The sequence below is a fragment of the Bacillus sp. GW821-FHT11D08 genome (genome assembly GCF_058808515.1).
In genome coordinates this window covers 1-20,864 of the sequence record NZ_JBXARS010000014.1, presented here as the reverse complement: position 1 = coordinate 20,864, position 20,864 = coordinate 1, and the positions used below count along the sequence as shown (strand labels likewise).

At 47.4% G+C, this 20,864-nt stretch carries 13 protein-coding genes; 9 read left to right on the top strand and 4 right to left on the bottom strand.

Annotation, left to right across the window (positions count from 1 at the left end):
* Positions 1–81 precede the first annotated feature (81 nt).
* Both rnz and rpmG read left to right on the top strand, forming a co-directional pair.
* Positions 82–1,008, top strand: a complete 927-nt coding sequence (rnz, locus tag AC1RRX_RS18985; protein WP_061046628.1) for a ribonuclease Z — start codon at positions 82–84, stop codon at positions 1,006–1,008.
* Positions 1,009–1,083: 75 nt separating this feature from the next.
* Positions 1,084–1,233 carry a 50S ribosomal protein L33 gene (rpmG, locus tag AC1RRX_RS18980; RefSeq protein WP_003153246.1) on the top strand — a complete coding sequence of 50 codons (150 nt, stop codon included), beginning with the start codon at positions 1,084–1,086 and terminating at the stop codon, positions 1,231–1,233.
* 49 nt (positions 1,234–1,282) lie between these two features.
* On the opposite strand, the gene AC1RRX_RS18975 is transcribed toward rpmG, so the two are convergent.
* From AC1RRX_RS18975 to AC1RRX_RS18965, 3 genes are all read right to left on the bottom strand, one after another.
* Positions 1,283–2,056 carry an alpha/beta fold hydrolase gene (locus tag AC1RRX_RS18975; RefSeq protein WP_007408397.1) on the bottom strand — a complete coding sequence of 258 codons (774 nt, stop codon included), beginning with the start codon at positions 2,054–2,056 and terminating at the stop codon, positions 1,283–1,285.
* 113 nt (positions 2,057–2,169) lie between these two features.
* Entirely contained in the window at positions 2,170–3,186 is a 1,017-nt protein-coding gene (namA, locus tag AC1RRX_RS18970; protein ID WP_003153250.1) for an NADPH dehydrogenase NamA, read from the bottom strand.
* A gap of 139 nt (positions 3,187–3,325) precedes the next feature.
* Positions 3,326–3,649, bottom strand: a complete 324-nt coding sequence (locus AC1RRX_RS18965) for a GlpM family protein (protein WP_007408398.1) — start codon at positions 3,647–3,649, stop codon at positions 3,326–3,328.
* 138 nt (positions 3,650–3,787) lie between these two features.
* Here AC1RRX_RS18965 and AC1RRX_RS18960 point away from each other — a divergent pair, with 138 nt between their 5' ends.
* Entirely contained in the window at positions 3,788–4,666 is an 879-nt protein-coding gene (locus tag AC1RRX_RS18960; RefSeq protein ID WP_144465006.1) for a LysR family transcriptional regulator, read from the top strand.
* 341 nt (positions 4,667–5,007) lie between these two features.
* Here AC1RRX_RS18960 and loaP read toward each other — a convergent pair whose 3' ends face one another.
* Complete coding sequence (loaP, locus tag AC1RRX_RS18955) at positions 5,008–5,538, bottom strand: antiterminator LoaP (protein ID WP_007408401.1); 531 nt, start codon at positions 5,536–5,538, stop codon at positions 5,008–5,010.
* A 733-nt stretch (positions 5,539–6,271) separates the two neighbouring features.
* Between loaP and fabD the strand changes: the two genes are divergently transcribed.
* The 6 genes from fabD to AC1RRX_RS18925 form a co-directional block, all read left to right on the top strand.
* Positions 6,272–8,530, top strand: a complete 2,259-nt coding sequence (gene fabD, locus AC1RRX_RS18950; protein WP_144465008.1) for an ACP S-malonyltransferase — start codon at positions 6,272–6,274, stop codon at positions 8,528–8,530.
* A 40-nt stretch (positions 8,531–8,570) separates the two neighbouring features.
* Complete coding sequence (locus tag AC1RRX_RS18945; RefSeq protein ID WP_042635336.1) at positions 8,571–9,551, top strand: LnmK family bifunctional acyltransferase/decarboxylase; 981 nt, start codon at positions 8,571–8,573, stop codon at positions 9,549–9,551.
* Between the two features lie 24 nt (positions 9,552–9,575).
* Positions 9,576–9,848 carry an acyl carrier protein gene (locus tag AC1RRX_RS18940; RefSeq protein ID WP_003153264.1) on the top strand — a complete coding sequence of 91 codons (273 nt, stop codon included), beginning with the start codon at positions 9,576–9,578 and terminating at the stop codon, positions 9,846–9,848.
* Positions 9,845–11,209: a long-chain fatty acid--CoA ligase gene (locus AC1RRX_RS18935; protein ID WP_007408404.1), complete on the top strand. Its 1,365-nt coding sequence runs from the start codon at positions 9,845–9,847 to the stop codon at positions 11,207–11,209. The genes AC1RRX_RS18940 and AC1RRX_RS18935 overlap by 4 nt, the downstream gene beginning before the upstream one ends.
* A 14-nt stretch (positions 11,210–11,223) precedes the next feature.
* Complete coding sequence (locus AC1RRX_RS18930) at positions 11,224–11,961, top strand: SDR family oxidoreductase (RefSeq protein ID WP_007408405.1); 738 nt, start codon at positions 11,224–11,226, stop codon at positions 11,959–11,961.
* Positions 11,962–12,000: 39 nt separating this feature from the next.
* A partial coding sequence (locus AC1RRX_RS18925) for an SDR family NAD(P)-dependent oxidoreductase (RefSeq protein WP_144490569.1) occupies positions 12,001–20,864 on the top strand: 8,864 nt, incomplete at its 3' end.

Below are 20,864 nucleotides of genomic sequence, written 5' to 3'. Positions count from 1 at the left end.
GGCCGGAGAAGGCCCGGGTGAATTCACATTTTCAGTCTGATCCTGTATCCTTAGTAGTACAAAGATCTAGGAGGAAGCATTGTGGAATTATTATTTTTAGGGACGGGGGCCGGCATGCCGGCAAAGACGAGAAACGTAACGTCCGTCGCGCTGAAGCTTCTTGAAGAAAGGCGTTCCGTATGGCTGTTTGATTGCGGAGAAGCCACTCAGCATCAGATATTACATACAACAATCAAACCGAGGAAAATTGAAAAGATTTTCATCACCCACCTTCACGGCGACCATGTTTACGGTCTTCCGGGTCTGTTGGGGAGCCGTTCATTTCAGGGCGGTGAAGAAGAGCTGACGATTTACGGGCCAAAAGGCATTAAAGCCTTTATCGAAACAAGCCTGAACGTGACGGCGACTCATCTGACGTATCCTCTTACCGTACATGAAATCGAAGAGGGGACGGTTTTTGAAGATGAGCAATTCATTGTTACCGCAGCATCCGTCATTCACGGTGTGGAAGCGTTCGGCTACCGGGTTCAGGAAAAGGATATTCCCGGCGCATTGCAGGCCGGCAGATTGAAAGAAATGAATATTCCGCCCGGACCTGTCTATCAGAAACTCAAAAAAGGCGAAACGGTCACACTTGACGATGGCAGAATCATTAACGGGCGGGATTTTCTGGAACCCCCGAAAAAAGGAAGAATCGTCGCTTTTTCCGGGGATACGAGGGTATCAGAGCGGGTAACGGAGCTGGCGCGCAATGCGGATGTGCTTGTTCATGAAGCAACATTTGCAAAGGAAGATGCAAAGCTCGCACATAATTATTATCACGCGACGACAGAACAGGCTGCGCAAACGGCAAAAAAAGCAGGCGCCAAACAGCTGATCTTAACTCATATCAGCGCAAGGTATCAGGGAGAATCGCCGATAGAGCGTCTCGAACATGAGGCGAAAGCGGTATTTGAAAACAGTAAGATCGCATTTGACTTCATGGAGGTCACTGTGGAGCGGTCTTAAAAAATGGACGCTTGACATTTTTTTCTGATGAGATATAATAAAACGTAATAATTACGATTTGAAGGGGTGAAAATGATGCGTGTGAATGTTACATTGGCCTGTACAGAGACAGGGGACAGAAATTATATTACGACGAAGAACAAACGGACGAATCCGGACCGGTTAGAAATGAAAAAGTATTCACCCCGGTTGAAAAAGTATACGTTGCATCGTGAGACAAAATAGATCACGATAACAAAAGCCATTGTGCCGTTGCACAATGGCTTTTGTTTTATCAGTTTACCGCCTGATAGGCAGGAGCATTCATTTGCTGGCGCACCGCGCACCAAACATCATAAATGGCAAGGTGGACGATGTGCGGTTCATCGTGATGAATGGCATGAGAACTGTTTTTGGCCTGAATCCATCCGCTTTGATAAGAGACATCAAGCATGCTTCTGTGCAGTTTCACCCATTGTTCATGAGCGTGCTTTAAGCGCTCATCCCGCTCTCCCGATGATAAAATCAACAGCGGCATATCGCCGAAGTGAATCTGCTGATGCTTGATCTGCCTAAGGCTCGTCAAAAATTCCGCGTGTGATCCTTCCAATTTGAACTGTTTCAAATAGGCGGCCTTCATTTCTTCGGGAAGAAGCGGAAGCACTTTCGTCTCCTGATCCTCAGAAACCGGATCAAGCAGCACCATCCCGAGAATATCCCGGCGGTTCCGGCTCGCCCAAAGTCTGCTGATAATCGTGCCGTATGAATGCGAGACGACAAGGTAAGGAGGCTTGACGCCGGCCTTCAGAAGAAGAGCGTTTAATTCCTGTACCATATGGTCCGCCGTTCTCTTGTTTCGGCTTCGTCCGCTTTTGCCGATTCCGGCTCTGTCATATGTGAAAACCCCAAATTCTTCATCTATGTCAGCGAGTAATGATGTCCATGTTTCAGAAGAAGTGCCGTAGCCGGCTTCAAAGACGATCGTCACTTCGCCGGCGCCTTTACGGTGTTTCGTATAAAACGGACACCCGTCAATCAGATATGTCCTTTCCATCCATGCTGCTTTCATTGGAGTCATCCCCTCTAATTGGTTCTATAGGGAAGACGGAGAAGCTTCGGCAATCGTTTCTCAAAAAATAAAAAAAGAGACAGCCGGATCGAAAAACTCCGGCTGTCACTTCATCACCATGCTCTGTCGTATTGAACCGGTGACGGTATTTCAGTATTCAGCTGCTTCGCTGCACTCCTTGCAAAGTGCGGATCGCGCAGAAGTTCTCTTGCGACAAAAATAAGGTCAGCGCGGTTGTTTTGCAGAATTTCTTCCGCCATTGTTCCCGTCGTTATCAAACCGACGGCGCCTGTTGCGATTTCGGCCTGTTCACGGATTTTCTCTGCGAAGCTCACTTGGTAGCCTGGGAAGACATTAATATCAGCTTGAACGAGTGCGCCTGAGCTGCAATCAATGAGGTCGACTCCCTGTTCTTTCATCCACTTCGCAAAACCGATATGATCCGCAATGTCCAGCCCTTTGTCTGTATAATCCGATGCAGAAATACGGACAAATAACGGGCCGTCCCAGACTTCCTTGACAGCTTCAATGGTCTCGCCTAAGAAGCGGTAGCGATTTTCATGTGAGCCTCCGTATTCGTCTGTACGGTGATTGGACAGAGGGGACAAAAATTCGTGCATTAAGTAGCCGTGTGCCGCATGAAGTTCAATAATATCAAAGCCGGCTTCTTTCGCGCGCGCCGCTGCCTGTTTGAATTCCTGAATGGTTTCTTTAATTTGTTCTGTCGTCATTTCAGCCGGTGTTTTGGACTGCTCATCGAACGGAATGGCTGACGGAGCGTAAATGTCTCCCTCAAGCTCAGCTTTACGTCCGGCGTGCGCAAGCTGAATGCCGATTTTAGATCCTTGCGCTTTCACTTGTTCCGTCAGTTTGGCAAAACCTTCGATATGATCATCGCTCCAAATGCCCAAATCCTGATCGGAAATGCGCCCCTGCGGATTAACGGCTGTCGCTTCCACGATAATCAGGCCGACTTGTCCGATTGCACGCGATATGTAGTGCGCCATATGAAAAGGCTGCAGTTTTCCGTCCTTCTCATGTGAGGAATACATGCACATCGGTGCCATAACAATACGGTTTTTGATCGTTACATCTTTAACGGTCCATGGTGTGAATAATTTTCTGGCCATTTATTTCGCCTCCCGGAATGTTTTTAGACATTGATTATAACAACTCATGATCATTCAGTCATATAAACTGCTCACAACTGAACACATCGTTCTTATTGTTCTGGACGGGCATTTTTTTATACACAGCGTGGCCGTATCTTCATAACAGGCATTTACAGCCGATCATATAGCAAATATAGATGAGAAACGCACCGATGACTGCGTGGCCTCCTTTGAACCAGTTTGTCAGGATGAAAATACAGCTGATGAAGATCACCGCGCCGAAGGCACCGAATATTCCGTTTTTTTGAGCGGCTCTGAAATCGTCGGCGCTCATATTTTTCAGCTGCAAGTGAATATTCAGTAACGTCATAATCGGCAGCAATGTAATAACGCCTGATAAAAATAAGTATTTCGATTTGCTTAAATACGCGGCGGCCACCATAACGGTGCCGCCGATAAAAAATTGAATGAGAAAACTCATGCTGAAACGCTCACCTTCTGTTTGTGATCAAGTATAATGATGGAAACATTGCCATTTTATTTTTGATTGATGTATAAGTAAACTAAATATAACTAATGCATTGGATAATAAAGAATGATATCTGGGAGATGAAGTCGGTTGGATTTAAAGAAGCATTTAGCCTTTATTAAAACGGTTGAAAGCGGCAGCCTGACCCAAGCCGCTGCCATATTGAATTACACACAGCCGAACATCAGCCAAATGATCAGTAAATTAGAGGAAGAGTACGGTTTTCCGCTTTTGATCAGACAGCGGCATGGAGTGAGGCCCACCGCAAATGGCTTGAAAGTGTTACATATTATGAAGGAAATTCAAAAAAACTATGAAAAACTGTCTCAAACCGTTGATAATATTAATGGGTTAGAAAGAGGGGAAGTCCGGCTCGGCACTGTTACGAGCGTGGCGGTAAAATGGCTGCCGAAAATTTTGAGGGAATTTAATGAGCTGTATCCTTCTATTAAGGTGCATTTGTTTGAAGGAAATTCTACTGAACTGGAACAATGGCTGAAAGATGACCGGATTGATGCGGCGATCGGGACATCCCACAGCGAGAGGTGGCATTTTTACCCGTTGGCCGAGGATCAGATTGTAGCGGTGATGAGCCCGCAGCATGAATTGGCGCAATGTGAAACGGTTCCGTTACATGTCATGGAGTCCGTCAAATGTATCGTGCCTTATCCGGAGACACATTTTGATGTGCTGAAAGTGCTGAAGGAAGAAAAGATTACGCCGCGGGTCGCTTATCAAATCAGAGGGGATGAAGCGATTATTGCAATGGTGCGGAACAATCTGGGGATCAGCATCTTGCCGCAGCTTTTGGTGAATGATTGTGATGTGCTCATCAAACGGTTCGACCGGTATGTCTCCAGGCAGCTCGGCATTTTGACAGCTCATGCAAAGGAGACGCAGACACCTTCTGTCCAGAAACTGATTCAATGCATACAAGAATGGGTTGCGGTCCGTCAGGCTTCTGTCTGAAGAAGCCTGATGTGCGTTTAAGCCGGTTCAGCATAATAGAACAGCATAAAATATGTCACCGGTTCATCCGAGGAATTAAAATAACTGTGCGGCATCGCCCGAAGTCAGCACATGCTTTTCGTCATCAAGCTCAACCGTCAATTCACCGCTCTTGATTAAAATGTATCTTCCCCTAAATGTGATTTTGCCTCATGGGCGCAGCCCGGCTTCAGGTCAACTATTCCTTGAAAACAAAAAGTTTGACCGTGACGGTGGTGAGCGGGGTTATTTCGGTGTCGGGCTTTCGTTTGTATATAAAAAGGGCATCAACGGCACATGCTGTTGATGCTTTTTTTGAAATGCTAGGGTTTGGAGAGCACTTCAATTCCGACGTTGACCATTTTGTCCAGTCCCATAAAAGACAGGCAGATTTTGGCGCGTCTTTTTCTTTTATCGATCTTTTTAATAATGCCTTCCATTCCTTTAAGAGGCCCTGAGGCAACGGTTACTTTTGAATTTTCAATATAGACTTTTGAATAATCTACAGTGTCTCCTTCTCCGATCAGCCTAATGATAGGGAGGATTTCTTCATCCTTAATTGTCGTGAAATAGGTTTTACGCTCTTTGGAATAATATGCGCCGTTATTCACGATTCTGCATGAAATGGGGAGTTCTTTGATTTTATGAAATGTCCGCTCTGTCATCTTCGTTTTAAACAGCACATATCCCGGAAACATCTTTTTGAGTGCCTCGTATTTGATTCCGGCTTTTCGTTCTGTGACTTTTTTCTTGGGTATGATTGAGTAGAGAGCCTGCTCATCAAACTGCAGACGCAGAAATTTTTGAACTGTTTCTTCTTTTCCGGACTCTACAAAAAGTGCGTACCATTTCATGACTGGGTCCTCCTTAGAATAATAAGAAATTATTATACAAAGAAAGTATTTAATGGATAGTATTTAAAGTGATTAAAAATATTTCTAATTCATCTTTTTTTTACATAATATATGAAAATGAAAAATAAGTATAGACCCAATTGACAGAGAAGCGAGGAATTTTCTTTGACATGAAAAGGGTTCAGGGAATTATCTGACAATTATCCCGAAACAATTATGCCGACTGTCCACCTAACATAAAACTGTGGAATAAATGTCAGAAAATAACGAAATAAAACCTTGACATTATTATCTATAAATTGATATTATTCTCTTTAAATAGCAACTATTTGTTAAATTTATTAAATTGATGTAAAGCACCTATTAAATTTCAATCGCTGTTTCGGCACGTTGAAGAGGAAATAGGGATTATAAAAATGATTGTAGTGTATATATCTACATATACATGATAAGGGAGAAGTGTGCCGTCATGGCTGTTTTCGGGCATATTGGCACTGCAGCTTGTCATGCGAAACATTCAGTAAACAAGCAAGATGTCTTTATATAAATTATGTTAGAAAAGGAAAACACAATGCGTTTGCGATTTTTAAACCTGTGCTGAATCGCAAACGCGTTTGTGTTTTTATTTTTATGCCGGTGTTTACACCAGTCAATATATGAAATAAGAGACGTTTTTGTATGGAGATCCACATGTGATGTACAAAATTGGCGATGCGGAAAGGATGAGGATAAGATGCTTACGTTTGTGTTCCCGGGGCAGGGTTCTCAATTTAAAGGAATGGGAGCCGGACTGTTTGATGAATTTCAAGATCTGACACGTCAGGCTGATGACATATTAGGCTACTCTATAGAAGAATTGTGTCTGGAGGATCCGAATCACCAGCTGGGGAAAACGCAATTTACCCAGCCGGCGTTATATACGGTGAGTGCACTCAGTTATTTAAAGAAAAGGAAAGAGTCCGGCAGAGAGCCTGATTACGCCGCAGGGCACAGTTTAGGAGAATATAATGCGTTATTTGCGGCCGGCTGCTTTGATTTTGAGACCGGTTTGCAGCTTGTGAAAAAAAGAGGGGAGCTCATGAGCAAGGCAGCTCCCGGAGGCATGGCGGCGGTTTTGGGGTTTACCGCTGAACAAGTAAAAGAGGTTCTATCCGATTATCATCTGACCGGCATTGATATCGCTAACCACAATTCACCTTCGCAAATTGTGATCGCCGGAACGAAACAAGACATTGAAAAAGCGGGCCCCGTCTTTGAAAAAGCCGGCGTGAGAATGTACCTTCCTTTAAATGTGAGCGGCGCCTTCCATTCCCGCTATATGAAAGATGCTGAAAAAGAGTTCGCGGATTATTTAGAAGAAACGGCGTTTTTGCCTCTTCGTTTTCCGGTGATCTCAAATCTTCATGCCGCACCTTATAAGAATGATGAAATCAAAACAAATCTGACTTTGCAAATGACCAATCAGGTAAAGTGGACGGACACGATACGCCGTCTGATGGGACTTGAAAATAATGAAATTGCAGAAGTCGGGCCCGGGGAAGTGCTGACAAAACTGACGAGTCAGATTAAAAAAGATGCCGTCCCATTACCTATGCCGAAAGAAGAGTCTGATACTGCTGATGTTAAAGCATCGGCAGCTGATCCGCAAAAAACGGCGGGAATGAGATTAGGGAACGAAGATTTTAAAAAAGATTATAACATCCAATATGCTTACATGACGGGCTCCATGTACAGGGGAATTGCTTCGGAACAGATGGTCATTAAAGCGGCAAAAGCGGGAATGCTGGGCTTTTTCGGAACGGGCGGATTGAGTATCGAACGGATCGGACAGGCCATCGGAACCATCCGGTCTGCACTGCGGCAAGGGGAAACATTCGGAATGAATCTTCTTCATCATATGATGTCACCTGACAAGGAAGTCAGAATGATAGATTTATATTTGAAAAACGGCATTCATCTTATTGAAGCATCGGCATTTATGGGCATAACCCCCGCTCTTGTTATATACAGGGCAAAGGGATTAAGCAGGAATCATGACGGGTCGGTGTCAGTTCAAAACAAAATCATCGCGAAAGTATCCCGGCCTGAAGTCGCTGAGGCCTTTCTGAATCCGGCTCCGGCTCATGTGCTGGAAAGACTTGTGTCTGACAATCGGCTGACAGCCGGGGAAGCGGCGCTTGCAAAAGAAATTCCGATGGCTGATGACATTTGCGTTGAAGCGGATTCAGGAGGGCATACCGACCAAGGGATTCCGTATACATTAATGCCTGCCATGATCAGACTCAGAGACCGCATGATGGAGAAGCACGGTTATACGAAAAAAGTAAGAATCGGCGCAGCGGGCGGCATCGGCACTCCGGAAGCGGCTGCTGCCGCGTTTCTGCTCGGTGCCGAATTTATCGGAACCGGTTCTATTAATCAATGCACGGTCGAAGCCGGGACAAGTGATTCAGTGAAAGATCTGCTTCAGGAAGCGAACGTGCAGGATACGTCATACGCTCCCGCGGGAGATATGTTTGAAGCGGGAGCAAGGGTGCAGGTGCTGAAAAAAGGCCTGTTTTTCCCGGCAAGAGCCAATAAACTCTTTGACTTGTACAGACAATACAATTCTTTAGATGAAATAGATGAAAAAACGAAAACATTAATTGAAGAAAAGTATTTCCAGCGCAGTTTTGAAGAAGTGTATGAGCAGTTGAAACGTGATAAATCTCCTGAGCAGATCGCCAAAGCCGAACAGAATCCGAAACACAAAATGGCGATGGTATTTAAATGGTATTTTTCTCATACGACAAGGCTCGCTCTGGAAGGAAAAAGCGAAAGTAAAATAGATTACCAAATTCATTGCGGCCCTGCGCTCGGCGCGTTTAATCAATGGGTGAAAGGAACCCCGCTTGAAAATTGGAGAAACAGGCATGTCGATCTGATCGGCAAACAGCTCATAGAAGAAACAGCCGGCCTTCTTGCGCAAAGGCTGGTATCGATTACAGGCTGAGTATGACCAGACATTACATTTTTTCTGCGGAGGACAGACCATGCTGATTGAAAATCATGAATTAACGATGAGCCATGTCGGGTTAGGGAATTTGAATGAGTACGCGCTGCTGCTGTTATTCGGCAACGCACACAGTCACCATTTAACGGACGGAACAGGATTCCGGCCTGATCAGATGGCCGATCACCAAGGGCTGATTTTGTATCCGGCTTATTTTATGACACATCTCAAAGTTCCTTCAGATCAGCCTCTTGATCAGTACCGATTATGGGACGAGGTTTCCGTCGGAGTCGATATCTCCCGGTTTGGAGAAACCATATTAGAATCTGATTATTTGTTCGGGCCGAAAGGAGCGGTCAGCTCTGATAAAAGCGAGTGGGACCGGGGACGGTTTCCTTCTATGAAAGCCAATAGTTTAATTGTCGTCGACGTCACACAAACAGAAGGTTCGACGCGCAAAGTCTCAGCGCCTAAGGCTGAATGCATTGCGGAACTTTCTAAGCTAGCCAAGCCGCCTTACGCGCTGATGCGGTCAAAGAAAATCAGAACGGACGCCTTCGGTATGAAGCCGGGCAATCTCAAAACAGCAGACCCCGTTTCATATCGGGTTCCTATTGATCAGGATGCTGCGCCCGGGCATGCCATGGTGTTTGCGAAATTCAGCAAGATAATGGATGCGGCGGAATTTGAATGGATGACGCGCCGGTCGAAGCCGGGTTTTCCGGTTTCAATCGCGCGGCATTTATTTTTGCTTGAAAGAGAGACGTATTATTACGGAAATTGTTTTGCAGATGAAGAGCTTGATATTTATATGACGGGACACATTGAAGAATGCGATCCCGACTTTCACGGTGAGTCCCTCGGTATGATCTCAGTGGCGAAAATCAGCTATCAGATTGAAGTCTATATGAAAAGAAATCATACATTGCTGGCCATTTCCAAGGTGGACAAGCTGCTGGCGGTGCCGACCTCTTCACAAGATCATATTCCGGATTATAAGCGGGTCATCAGAAGTTTATAAAATGAAGAATGGAGCTGAAAGCAAATGGAACAAACCAAGGAAATGAAGCAGATCATCGCACAAATCATTCAGGACATTCAAGAACAGCAGTCATATCGGGCCGTCGAAGCGGGGGATGATGTGAGAGTCATAGAGGATCTGGGCTTCTCATCACTGGATATCGCTCAATTAGTCGCACAGATGGAGATGGAAACCGGAGTAGATCCTTTTTCCCAAGGAGAAACGATTTCCAGCATTACAACCGTCGGCAGCATTTGTGATATTTATCAAAAATATATGGACAGTGCTCAATCATGAAAACAGAAAGCGGGGGAGATATCAGCTGGGTGACTGATAAGCTTAGGGAAACGCAAGACAGTGAGTTTCTCATTTTTAAAGGGCAGACTTTTACGTATGATGATTTGCTGACACGAATCAGCTTTTTTCAGAAAGAACTTGAACAAAACGGAATACGTGAAGGAGAATGTGTGGCGCTTATCGGGGATTATTCCCCGAACGCCATTTTTTTGCTGATGGCGCTTTTGTTAAACCGAAATATCGTTGTCCCTCTCAGCAATGAATCAAGGGAAAAGCATCTCGATATGTTTGAAGACGCGAAAGTGAATCAAATCATTGAAATAAATGAAAATGACAGCTGGACGCTTCGTGCAGGTTCTGAAAGCGCCTCTCACCCTCTGCTTGATGACCTGCGCGAGAGAGGGGAGTCAGGCATTATTATTTTCACATCGGGAACTTCCGGCAAAAGCAAAGCATCCGTGTTAAGCGCCGGCCGGCTGCTTGAAAAATATAAAACGGCGAAGAGAAAACCGCTGCGTACGCTCATTTTTCTGAAATTGGATCATATCGGCGGCATTAATACGCTGTTTGCGATTCTGTTTAACGGGGGGACCATCGTCACATCAGACAGCAGAACGCCGGAGTCCGTTTATCAGGCGGTCGACAAGCATGCTGTCCAAGTGCTCCCCGCCACCCCGACCTTTTTAAACATGCTGCTGATGTCCAAGGCGGATGCCGGCTATAACCTCTCTTCACTCCGGCTGATCACTTACGGCACAGAACCGATGCCCAAATCAACGCTGCGCGGCATTCACCGGCTGTTTCCGGATGTACGGCTGAAACAAACATATGGATTAACTGAACTGGGTATATTCTCAACGAAATCAAAAGACAGCCAATCCACTTGGATGAAAGTGGGCGGTGCCGGAACAGAGACCAAAATTACCGGAGGCACGCTTTGGGTCCGTTCTGAGTCGGCGATGCTCGGCTATTTAAACGCACCGTCACCTTTCGATGAAGACGGCTGGTATGACACCGGTGACCAGGTGGAAACAGACGGCGAATATATAAGAATCCTTGGAAGAAAGAGTGAAATCATTAATGTGGGCGGAGAGAAAGTGTTTCCGGCAGAGGTGGAAAGCGTCTTTCTGGAGATACCGAATGTCCGGGATGTTCTCATAACGGGAAGAAAAAATCCGATTACGGGCGAGATTGTTGCGGCAGAGGCCGTGCTTGAAAAAGAGGAAGATATCAAATCTTTCAGAAAGCGGGCCGTAGCTCATTGCAAACAGAAGCTGCAGCCATATCAGATACCGCAGATCATCTCTGTTACAGATCGGAAACTGTCTAATGACCGATTTAAAAAAATAAGAAACGTGTAAAACAGGAGGCAAATATGAATAACGGAAAAGTAGCGGTCGTCAGCGGAGGAAGCCGGGGGCTCGGAAAAGCGATTGTACAGACGCTTTTGGATGAGGATTACAAAGTAGCCGCTTTCAGCCGCAGTGAATCTGATTTTATTAACACATTGAGAGAGAGTGAAAAGTACCGCGGCCGCTTTTATTGGGAAGCGGCGGATGCGGCGGATGATGCCGCCATGAAACAGTTTGTTCTTCAAGTATACCGCAAGTTTTCCAGAATAGACGGCTTGGTCAATAACGCCGGTTTGAACCTTGATCAGCTGCTGCCCCTGACCAATGATGAAGACATTGACCGCATCCTCAATCTGAATATCGGCTCAGTCATCAAGCTGACCCGAAACGTATCCCGTGTCATGCTGAAACAAAATTCCGGATCAATCGTTAACATAAGCTCCATTATCGGCTCAAGAGGATTTAAAGGCACTTCAGTTTACAGCGCATCCAAAGCGGCTCTTGACGGCTTGACGCGAAGCCTGGCCAGGGAGCTCGGGTCTAAAGGAATCCGTGTCAATTCACTTGCGCCCGGTTTTGTGGACACCGATATGACGAAAAATATGCCGGAAAAACAAAAATCGCAGATTATCAGAAGGACGCCGATGGGGCGTTTAGGCGAAACAGACGATATGACCGGACTCGTTCGTTTCCTGCTTTCTCCTGAATCGTCCTTTATGACCGGACAGACAATGGCAATAGACGGCGGATTAACTTGTTAAAGCACAGAAAAATTCTTTTGTACAAGGGATGGTATCCTCATGAAATGTATTAACGAATTTTTAAGAACGGTAATAGCGCAAAAGCTGGGTGCCGAGGTGACCGAAGCGGAAGATAAAACCGCTTTTTTTACTCTTGGCGTGACGTCTCTCATCAGTGAAGAAATCATGACCATATTGCATAAAGAATTTACCGGCCTTTCTGAAACGCTGCTGTTTGAATATCCGAACATTGAGAAATTGAGTGAGTTTTTAAGTGCGCAGAAACGAAATCCCGAAAGCGTTCTTGAATTCAAAGAAACGGAGCCTGATACGGGAAGCCGGCAGGAAGAAGAATTGCTTCCCGTACAGGCGGCTGAAAAGGTGCCTGTACAGGAAACGGACGGGAGCTCTGATATTGCGGTTATCGGAATGAGCGGGATGTTTCCGAAAGCGGAAAACCAGCATGATTTTTGGAACAATTTAATGGAAAATAAAGATTGTGTCACTGAAATCCCAGAGGACAGATGGGACAGCTCTTATTACTCGGAAGAGAAAACGGCAGAATACGCGTCATACAGTAAATGGGGAGGTTTTATTGATCATCCGGATCAATTTGACCCGCTGTTTTTTTCTGTTTCCCCGTGGGAAGCTGATTTAATGGACCCTCAGCAAAAATTGTATGTCACGTGCTGCTGGGAAGCGATGGAGGATGCCGGTTACGGGAATCCGGCGGCGAGGCCGACGGATCAAATCGGTGTATTCGCCGGAGTGACCTGGAATGAATATTCATTAATTGCACACGAAGAAGGTTTCCTCAAAGATCAGTACAAAGGCCCCGGCTCCTTATATTGGGGCATTCCGAACCGGGTTTCTTATTTCCTTGATCTCCATGGCCCGAGCATCGCTGTTGATACGGCGTGTTCTTCATCGCTTGTCGCCGTCCATCAGGCTTGTCAGGCCATTATGTCGGGCGACTGTGAAATGGCGCTTGCCGGAGGCGTCAACCTCAGCTTACATCCGCAAAAATACATGTTTTTAAGCCAATCGCATTTTCTGTCTTCTGAAGGAAAATGCCGCAGTTTCGGTGAAGGCGGAGACGGTTACGTGCCCGGTGAAGGTGCGGGAGCCGTTTTGTTAAAACCATTGAAAAAAGCGATTGCGGACAACGACCACATCTACGGTGTCATTAAGGGGTCCGCCACTAATCACGGCGGCAAAACGACCGGGTATACGGTGCCGAATCCGGAAGCGCACCGGGACCTGATTTTATCCGCTCTAAACAGAGCCGCGGTAAGTCCGGCGGATATCAGCTACATTGAAGCTCACGGAACCGGCACGGCACTCGGCGATCCGATTGAGATACGCGGCCTGTCTATGGCATTTGATAAACAGACCGATGAGAAAAACTACTGCGGAATCGGCTCGGTGAAATCCAATATCGGACATTTGGAAGCGGCTGCAGGGATCGCCGGTTTAATCAAGGTGCTTTTAAGCATGAAACATGAAACGCTTCCCGCCAGTCTGCACTCCGAGGAACTGAACCGCAAGATTTCTTTTTCTGATTCGCCATTTTATGTCGTCCGAAACAACCGGCCGTGGCCGGCTGAAGGAGATAAACCGAGAATCGCCGCAATCAGTTCATTCGGCGCAGGAGGCTCTAATGCCCATCTGATCGTAGGTGCTTATCAGCCAAAACGGCAAGCGGACGGGAATACTGAGCAAAAACCGCATGCCGTCGTATTAAGCGCACATTCCGAACAGCAGCTGAAAGAATATGCCGGGAAATTAAGCTCTTTTCTTGCCCGATTGGAAAACCTGCCTTCTGCCGGCGGATACAGTCTGGAAAATATCGCTGCCACCTTATTGTCAGGCAGAGAGCCTTTCTCCTTCCGGCTTGCTGTCATTGCATCATCCCTTTCTGAGCTGAAACAGCGATTGGACGGATTTGTAAGCGGTCACAGCGACGGCAGGCATATGTACTTCGGAAAAGCGTCACCCGGGCGGCCGGACGTTTCAGGCCAATCCGTTTCAGATCCTGAGAAATTTGCCGCGCTGTGGGTGAAAGGCCTTCAGTGTTGCAAAAAGCCGGAAACGCCGTATCAGAAAGTTCCGCTTCCTACGTATCCGTTTTTAAAGGAAACGTCCTGGCTGACCGATCAAAAAAAGCGGTATACAAAAAAGCCCCAAAATATCAAAAGGCGTGAAGCGCTGCATCCTCTGCTTGATGAGAATATTTCATCCGCCCGGAAAGGGACGTTTCAAAAGATATTTTCCAAGGATGAATATTTCTTTAAAGATCATTTAGTGAACGAAAAATATGTGCTTCCCGGAGTCTGTCATCTGGAAATGGCGGCATACGGCGCGGGATTGTGGGGAGAACGCCCGGTCGTCTCTCTTCAAAGTGTGTGGTACATGGAGCCGATTGTGACAGGGACAGACCCAAGATCCGTCATGATAGAGTTTGAAGCAGAAAAAGAGCGTATAAGCTATGTCATTAAAGAAAAAGGAGCGGACGGCACCCTCTTTTCGCAAGGAGAAGTGATTTGTAAAGAAAAAGGAGCGTCTTTTGAGGCCCCGGCCTTTCAGCTCCCGGCGCCATTTGCGCAGAGAACGGAGCCAGAAGACATCTATCACTCGTTCTCTGAGGCGGGAATCGTGCAAAAGGACAGTTTTCAGGTCATCCGCGAATTCTCTTATACAGAAAGGAAAGCACTGGCCAAATTAACGCTCCCGTCACACTTGGAAGCCGATTTTAAACAGTACATCCTACATCCGTCCTTAATGGATGGCGCTGTTCAAACTGCAATGGCGCATGTGCTGCAATTTCAAAAAGAGCCTGTGCTTATCGTACCGTTTTCCTTCGGAGAAATACAGCTGCTTGAACCGTTAGCGAAAACCGTATTTGTGCATGCGGAGGTAAAAGCGGCCTCTGTTCACCAATTTGATCTGCATATTTGTGATGAGCGCGGCGTGCTGTTGGCGGCAGTGAAAGATTTTATCATAAAAGAGGTGCAGGAAAGCGCCGGGTTTAACCAAAAAGCCGGCGTCACGCCGAAGAAAAGCTGTGAAACGGAATTGCTTATGACACCGGTTTGGAACACCGTCACCATTCCGGAAACCGGCATGTCTTTCATGCGTGAAGAAAAAATAATCGTCATCGGGGCCGGGCCGGATTTTCAGCAGGCTTTGAAAGAGATGTATTCCGATGTCCGTTTTCCGGACATCACTTCTTTGGATAGCGCGGAACAAATGGCTGAAACATTGAAAGCGCAAGGCTCTTTTCAACACATGATATGGGCGGCGCCGGATCATCCCATTCCATCCGTTTATGATGCGGATACGGCCGAGGGACAGGAGCACGGGGTCATGCAGCTTTTCCGGCTGGTAAAAGCGCTTCTGCTTCTGAATTTTGACACGGAACAACTATCATTGACAATCTGCACGTTTCAAGCACAGCCGATTCATGAACATGATGAGGTCAATCCGAGTCATGCAAGCATACACGGATTAGCGGGGTCGCTCGCAAAAGAATACAGCAATTGGAGCATCCGGCTTCTTGATTTGGAATCTCAAAGGGGAGACCGGCATCTCCCCGATGTCTTCTCTTTACCGGCGGACTCCGAGGGAAATCCGTGGGTCTTTCGTGCAGGTCAGTGGCACCGACAGCAATTGGCCGTCTGCCAGCCTCATGCAGATGAGCCTTCATTATACCGGCACGGCGGGGTTTATGTGATTATCGGCGGAGCAGGCGGAATAGGAGAAGTATGGACTGAATATATGATTCAGACCTATCAGGCGAAAATTATCTGGATCGGGAGACGGAAAAAAGATACACAGATTGAAAGAAAGCTGAAAAGACTTGCGGCTTTAGGCCCCGCACCGCAATATTTCAGCGCGGATGCTGCCGATTATGACTCTCTCAAACGGGCATATGACACCATTGTGAAGGAAAATGGAAAGGTCCGCGGAATCATCCATTCCGCCATCGTGTTATCAGACCGAAGTTTTGCCAATATGGAAGAGGATCAGTTCCGCGCGTCACTTTCTGCAAAAACTGATGTCAGCTTGCAGATTGCCCGGGTAGCTGAGGGGGAGCCCCTGGATTTCTTGCTGTTTTTCTCTTCGATGATGTCGTTTCAAAAAGCGCCGGGACAGAGCAATTATGCCGCCGGGTGCACGTTTAAAGACGCTTTTGCTAAGCGGATCTCACAGAAAGCGCCGTATGCCGTAAAAGTTGTCAATTGGGGCTTTTGGGGAAGTGTCGGCGTTGTCGCTTCAGAACAATACCGGAAACGGATGGAGCGGGACGGAATCGCTTCTATTGAGGCGCCCGAAGCGATGAAAACGCTGGAAACCCTGCTTTCCGGACCCCATGACCAGCTGGCGCTGATCAAAACGACAGATCCGGTTTTTATGAAAGACGATCTGAAAGAACAAGTAACGGTTTATCCGGAAAAGATTCCTTCCGCACTCGGACAATTAACGGTTAACATCACGCAGAATGACGAAGCTGAGCGGTTAAAAGCATCAAGTGTCATGAGCTGCATGAGAAAGATGGAATCCCTTATTGAAAAAATGCTTGCATCAACCCTTTATGAGATGGGAGCCGGGCTTGATCAGGCTTTGCCGTTATTTCAATCGGCTGCCGGCATAACGGAACAATACAGCAGATGGCTGAAAGAGAGCTTTGTCCTCCTGAATAAATTAGCGCTTGCTCCGGAAAAAACGGATTTAGGGCAGGTGTGGGAGGAATGGGAGCGGAAAAAAGAGACTTGGCTGCGCCAGAAAGACATGAGGGCGCATGTCAGATTGGCAGAAGAGACATTGCGTGTGCTTCCAGACATTTTAACCGGTAAGCTTCCGGCAACGGAAGTGATGTTCCCTGACTCCTCCTTCCGTCTTGTGGAAGGCATTTACCGCAATAATATCATTTCTGATTTTTTCAATGACAAGCTTGCTGACACATTGATTGCTGTTTTGAAGGAACGTCTGGAAAAAGATCCGCAGGCGAAAATCCGCATTTTAGAAATCGGAGCCGGAACGGGCGGGACAAGCGCTGCGGTCATGAGAAAATTGAAACCGTATGAAGCGCATATTGCCGAATATTGTTTCACGGATATTTCTAAAGCATTTCTTTTACATGCAGAAGACATATTCGGTCCGGAATATCCTTATGTCACTTATAAAATATTCAACGCTGAGCAGCCGGTATCAGCAGAAGCGCCGGACATCGGCACGTATGACGCAGTGATCGCGACCAATGTGCTTCATGCGACAAAAAATATCCGCTCTACGCTGCGCCATGCGAAAGCAATGCTGCAAAAAAACGGCCAGCTGTTTATAAATGAGATCAACAGCCGCACCATATTCAACCATGTGACGTTCGGCCTTCTTGAAGGCTGGTGGCTGTATGAGGATCATGATTTACGGATTCCGGGCTGTCCGGGGGTTGATCCGGCCGGCTGGGCGGAAGCGCTTTCGCTTGAAGGATTCGTCCATCCTCTGTTTCCGGCTGAAGCCGCACACGACTTAGGCCAGCAGATTATAGCGGCTGAAAGTGACGGAACGGTCAGGCTTGCCCTCACGCAGGCGTCAGATGAGAAGCCGGAGCGCCGTCCGTATGACGCAGAAGGTCTTTCGGATGATACTTTGCATGTCAGCCTGAGAGAAAAAAGCGTTGAACTGATGAAGAAGGTAATCGGTGAAGCGCTTAAAGTGCCGGCGCATCGTCTTTTATCCCATGAACCTTTAACCGCATACGGATTGGATTCCATACTGGTCGTCAGACTGACCAACGCGTTAAAAGACGTCTTCGGTTCTGTCAGCAGCACTTTGTTTTTTGAATATCAAACCATTGATGAGCTTGCTGATTACTTTCTGTCTTCCCGTAAAGAAGCGCTCGAGCGGCAATTCGGGATTGGACGGGCTCATCCCGAAAACGCCGGACGGGTGCAGGCTCCCGCAGAAAGCGCCGCGCCGATTCCAAACGTAAGGGAACGGGGCATCACATATCTGACGGAATTAATAGGAAAAACGCTGAAGATTCCGAGCGGGAGAATGGATCCGTCGGTTTCCTTAACCGCATACGGTTTGGATTCTATTCTGGTCGTCAGGCTCACAAATGCCTTTCGTAACGTGTTTGACCAAATGACCAGCACCCTCTTTTTTGAATATCAGACGATAGAAGAAATCGCGGATTACCTGCTTCTTTCTCAGCGGGGAGCATTTATGAAAGCGATGGGTGTGCGTGAGGCACAGCTGTCTGATCACACAGATAACCTGAATGTAAAACAAAACAAGATTCCTCAAAACGAGGAAGGCGAAAGGACGAACGGAGATCCCTCTATCCAGGATATCGCTGTCATCGGTCTGTCAGGCCGGTATCCGGGCGCCGATCACGTTGATGAGCTGTGGGAAAATGTAAAAGCCGGCAGGCATTCTATTACTGAAGTGCCGAAAGATCGCTGGGACTGGAAAACGTTTTATAACGAGGAACGCGGAAAATGGGGGTCCATTTATTCAAAATGGGGCGGTTTTCTCGATGACATTGATACATTTGATCCGCTGTTTTTCCGTATATCTCCCGCGGAAGCTGAAAGGATGGATCCGCAGGAAAGGTTGTTTCTGCAGACTGCTTATTCAAGCATTGAAGATGCGGGGTACACCCCGGCCACGCTTTGTGACAGCCGGAAAATCGGAGTCTTTGTCGGTGTGATGAACAGCAATTACCCGACAGTTCCCAGCGACTGGTCTATCGCAAACAGAGTATCGTTTTTGTTCAATTTCCAAGGGCCGAGTATGGCTGTGGATACAGCATGCTCTTCTTCTTTAACAGCTGTCCATCTCGCCGCAGAAAGCCTGCGGAGCGGAATGAGTGAAACAGCGATTGCCGGCGGAGTCAATCTTATCGTTGATCCGGCCCACTATGAGCGGCTGTCCGCTTTTTCAATGCTGTCTCCCGGTGATAAATGCAAATCTTTCGGAGACAGTGCGGACGGTTTTGTTGACGGTGAAGGAGTAGGGGCGATTGTGTTAAAGCCGCTTGCTCAAGCGGAGAAAGATGGCGATCATATTTACGGTGTTATCAAAGGAAGCATGCTGAACGCAGCAGGCAGGACAAACGCTTATATGGTGCCGAATCCGAAAGCGCAGTTTGATCTGATCGCAGAGACGTTGAAACGGACAGACATTCACCCGAGAACGGTCAGTTACTTGGAAGCCCATGGAACGGGCACTGCGCTCGGTGATCCGATTGAAATCGACGGGTTAACGAAAGCTTTTCGCCTGACAACAGAAGACCGGCAGTTTTGTTCCATCGGTTCCATTAAATCAAATATCGGACATTTAGAAAGCGCTGCCGGGATTGCGGGGATCACCAAACTGCTTCTGCAATTGAAACATAAGAGGATTGCCCCTTCATTGCATGCGGCGGAATTGAATCCGAATATTGAGTTTGAGCACACTCCGTTTTTCGTACAGCAAAAAGAAACGGAATGGAAGCGACCTGTCTTGAATATCACGGGTGAAATGAAGGAATATCCGAGAATTGCCGGCATTTCCTCGTTTGGAGCAGGAGGTTCAAACGCGCATGTTATCATTCAGGAATATGTGCCGTCTGACAGCCTGAAACCAATGGAAAACGCGTCTGTTTCTCCGCAAAAACCGGCTGTTATTATTTTATCAGCTCGAAATGAGCAGCAATTGACAGAGCGCGCCCGCCAGCTTCTGGATGATGTCATAAGAAAAAAACGTTCTGACGGGGATTTAGCCAAGATCGCTTACACGCTTCAGGCGGGAAGAGAACCGATGGCTGAGCGGCTTGCATTTACGGCCGAGTCGATAGAAGAACTGAAAATGAAGCTTATGAGTTTCTCAAACGATCATAATATCGAACATGCTCATATCTGGCGGGGCAGGACAGCCAAACATCATTCATTGGCGGCTTCACTCACTTCTGATGAAGATATGGCGCTTACCATAAATGCCTGGCTGAGAAAAGGGAAATACGGAAAGCTGCTTGACCTTTGGGTTAAAGGACTTGACGTCGATTGGTCAGCTCTTTATCAGCGCAACCCGGGCCGCATCAGTCTCCCGGCCTACCCTTTTGCCAAAGACCGATATTGGGTCACAAAAGCTGATGTGTCACTTGACAAAACAGGCTCAGCGAAAAGTGAGAAAGCAGCCAGACTTCACCCGCTGCTCTATACGAATACATCGACCTTGACCGCCCAGCGCTTTACTACTGTTTTTTCAGGGCATGAACCGTTTTTTGCCGATCACATTGTCAATGGAAAACCGGTGCTTCCGGGCGCGGCTGCTTTAGAAATGGCCCGGGCCGCCGTTACGCTGGCTGCTGAAGACTTGCCCGGCGGGAAAGCGGGTGTAAGGCTCAAACAGATCGTTTGGCTCCGTCCGGTGACGGCGCTTTCTGAAGGAGTGACGCTTCATGTAAAGCTTCAGCCGGAAGAAAACGGAGACATCGCTTTTGAAGCGTATGCCGAAGGAGAAGAGCCGCTTGTCTTTTTCCAGGGAAAGGCCGTGCTCGAAGAGACGGAGCGTGCTCCTGTTCTTGATGTGGAAGCGGTTCAGGCGCGCTGCAGCGGCCGGCGTATGTCAAAGGCTGAGTGCTATGAAGCGTTCGACAGCCTCGGCATCACCTACGGACCGTCTCATCAGGCGCTTGACGCCGTCTATGCCGGAAACGGAGAAGTGCTCGCGAAGCTCACTCTTCCGCCGTCCGCCCGCGAAGAAATGGAGCCGTTCATCCTGCATCCGAGCATGCTGGACGCCGCCCTTCAGGCTTCTATCGGTCTCGTGCTCTCAGACGGTTCCGCGTCCGGACGGCCGTTTCTGCCGTTTGCCCTCCAGGATATGCAGGTGTTTTCTGCGTGCCGGGAGACGATGTGGGCGGTGCTTTCCTCAGC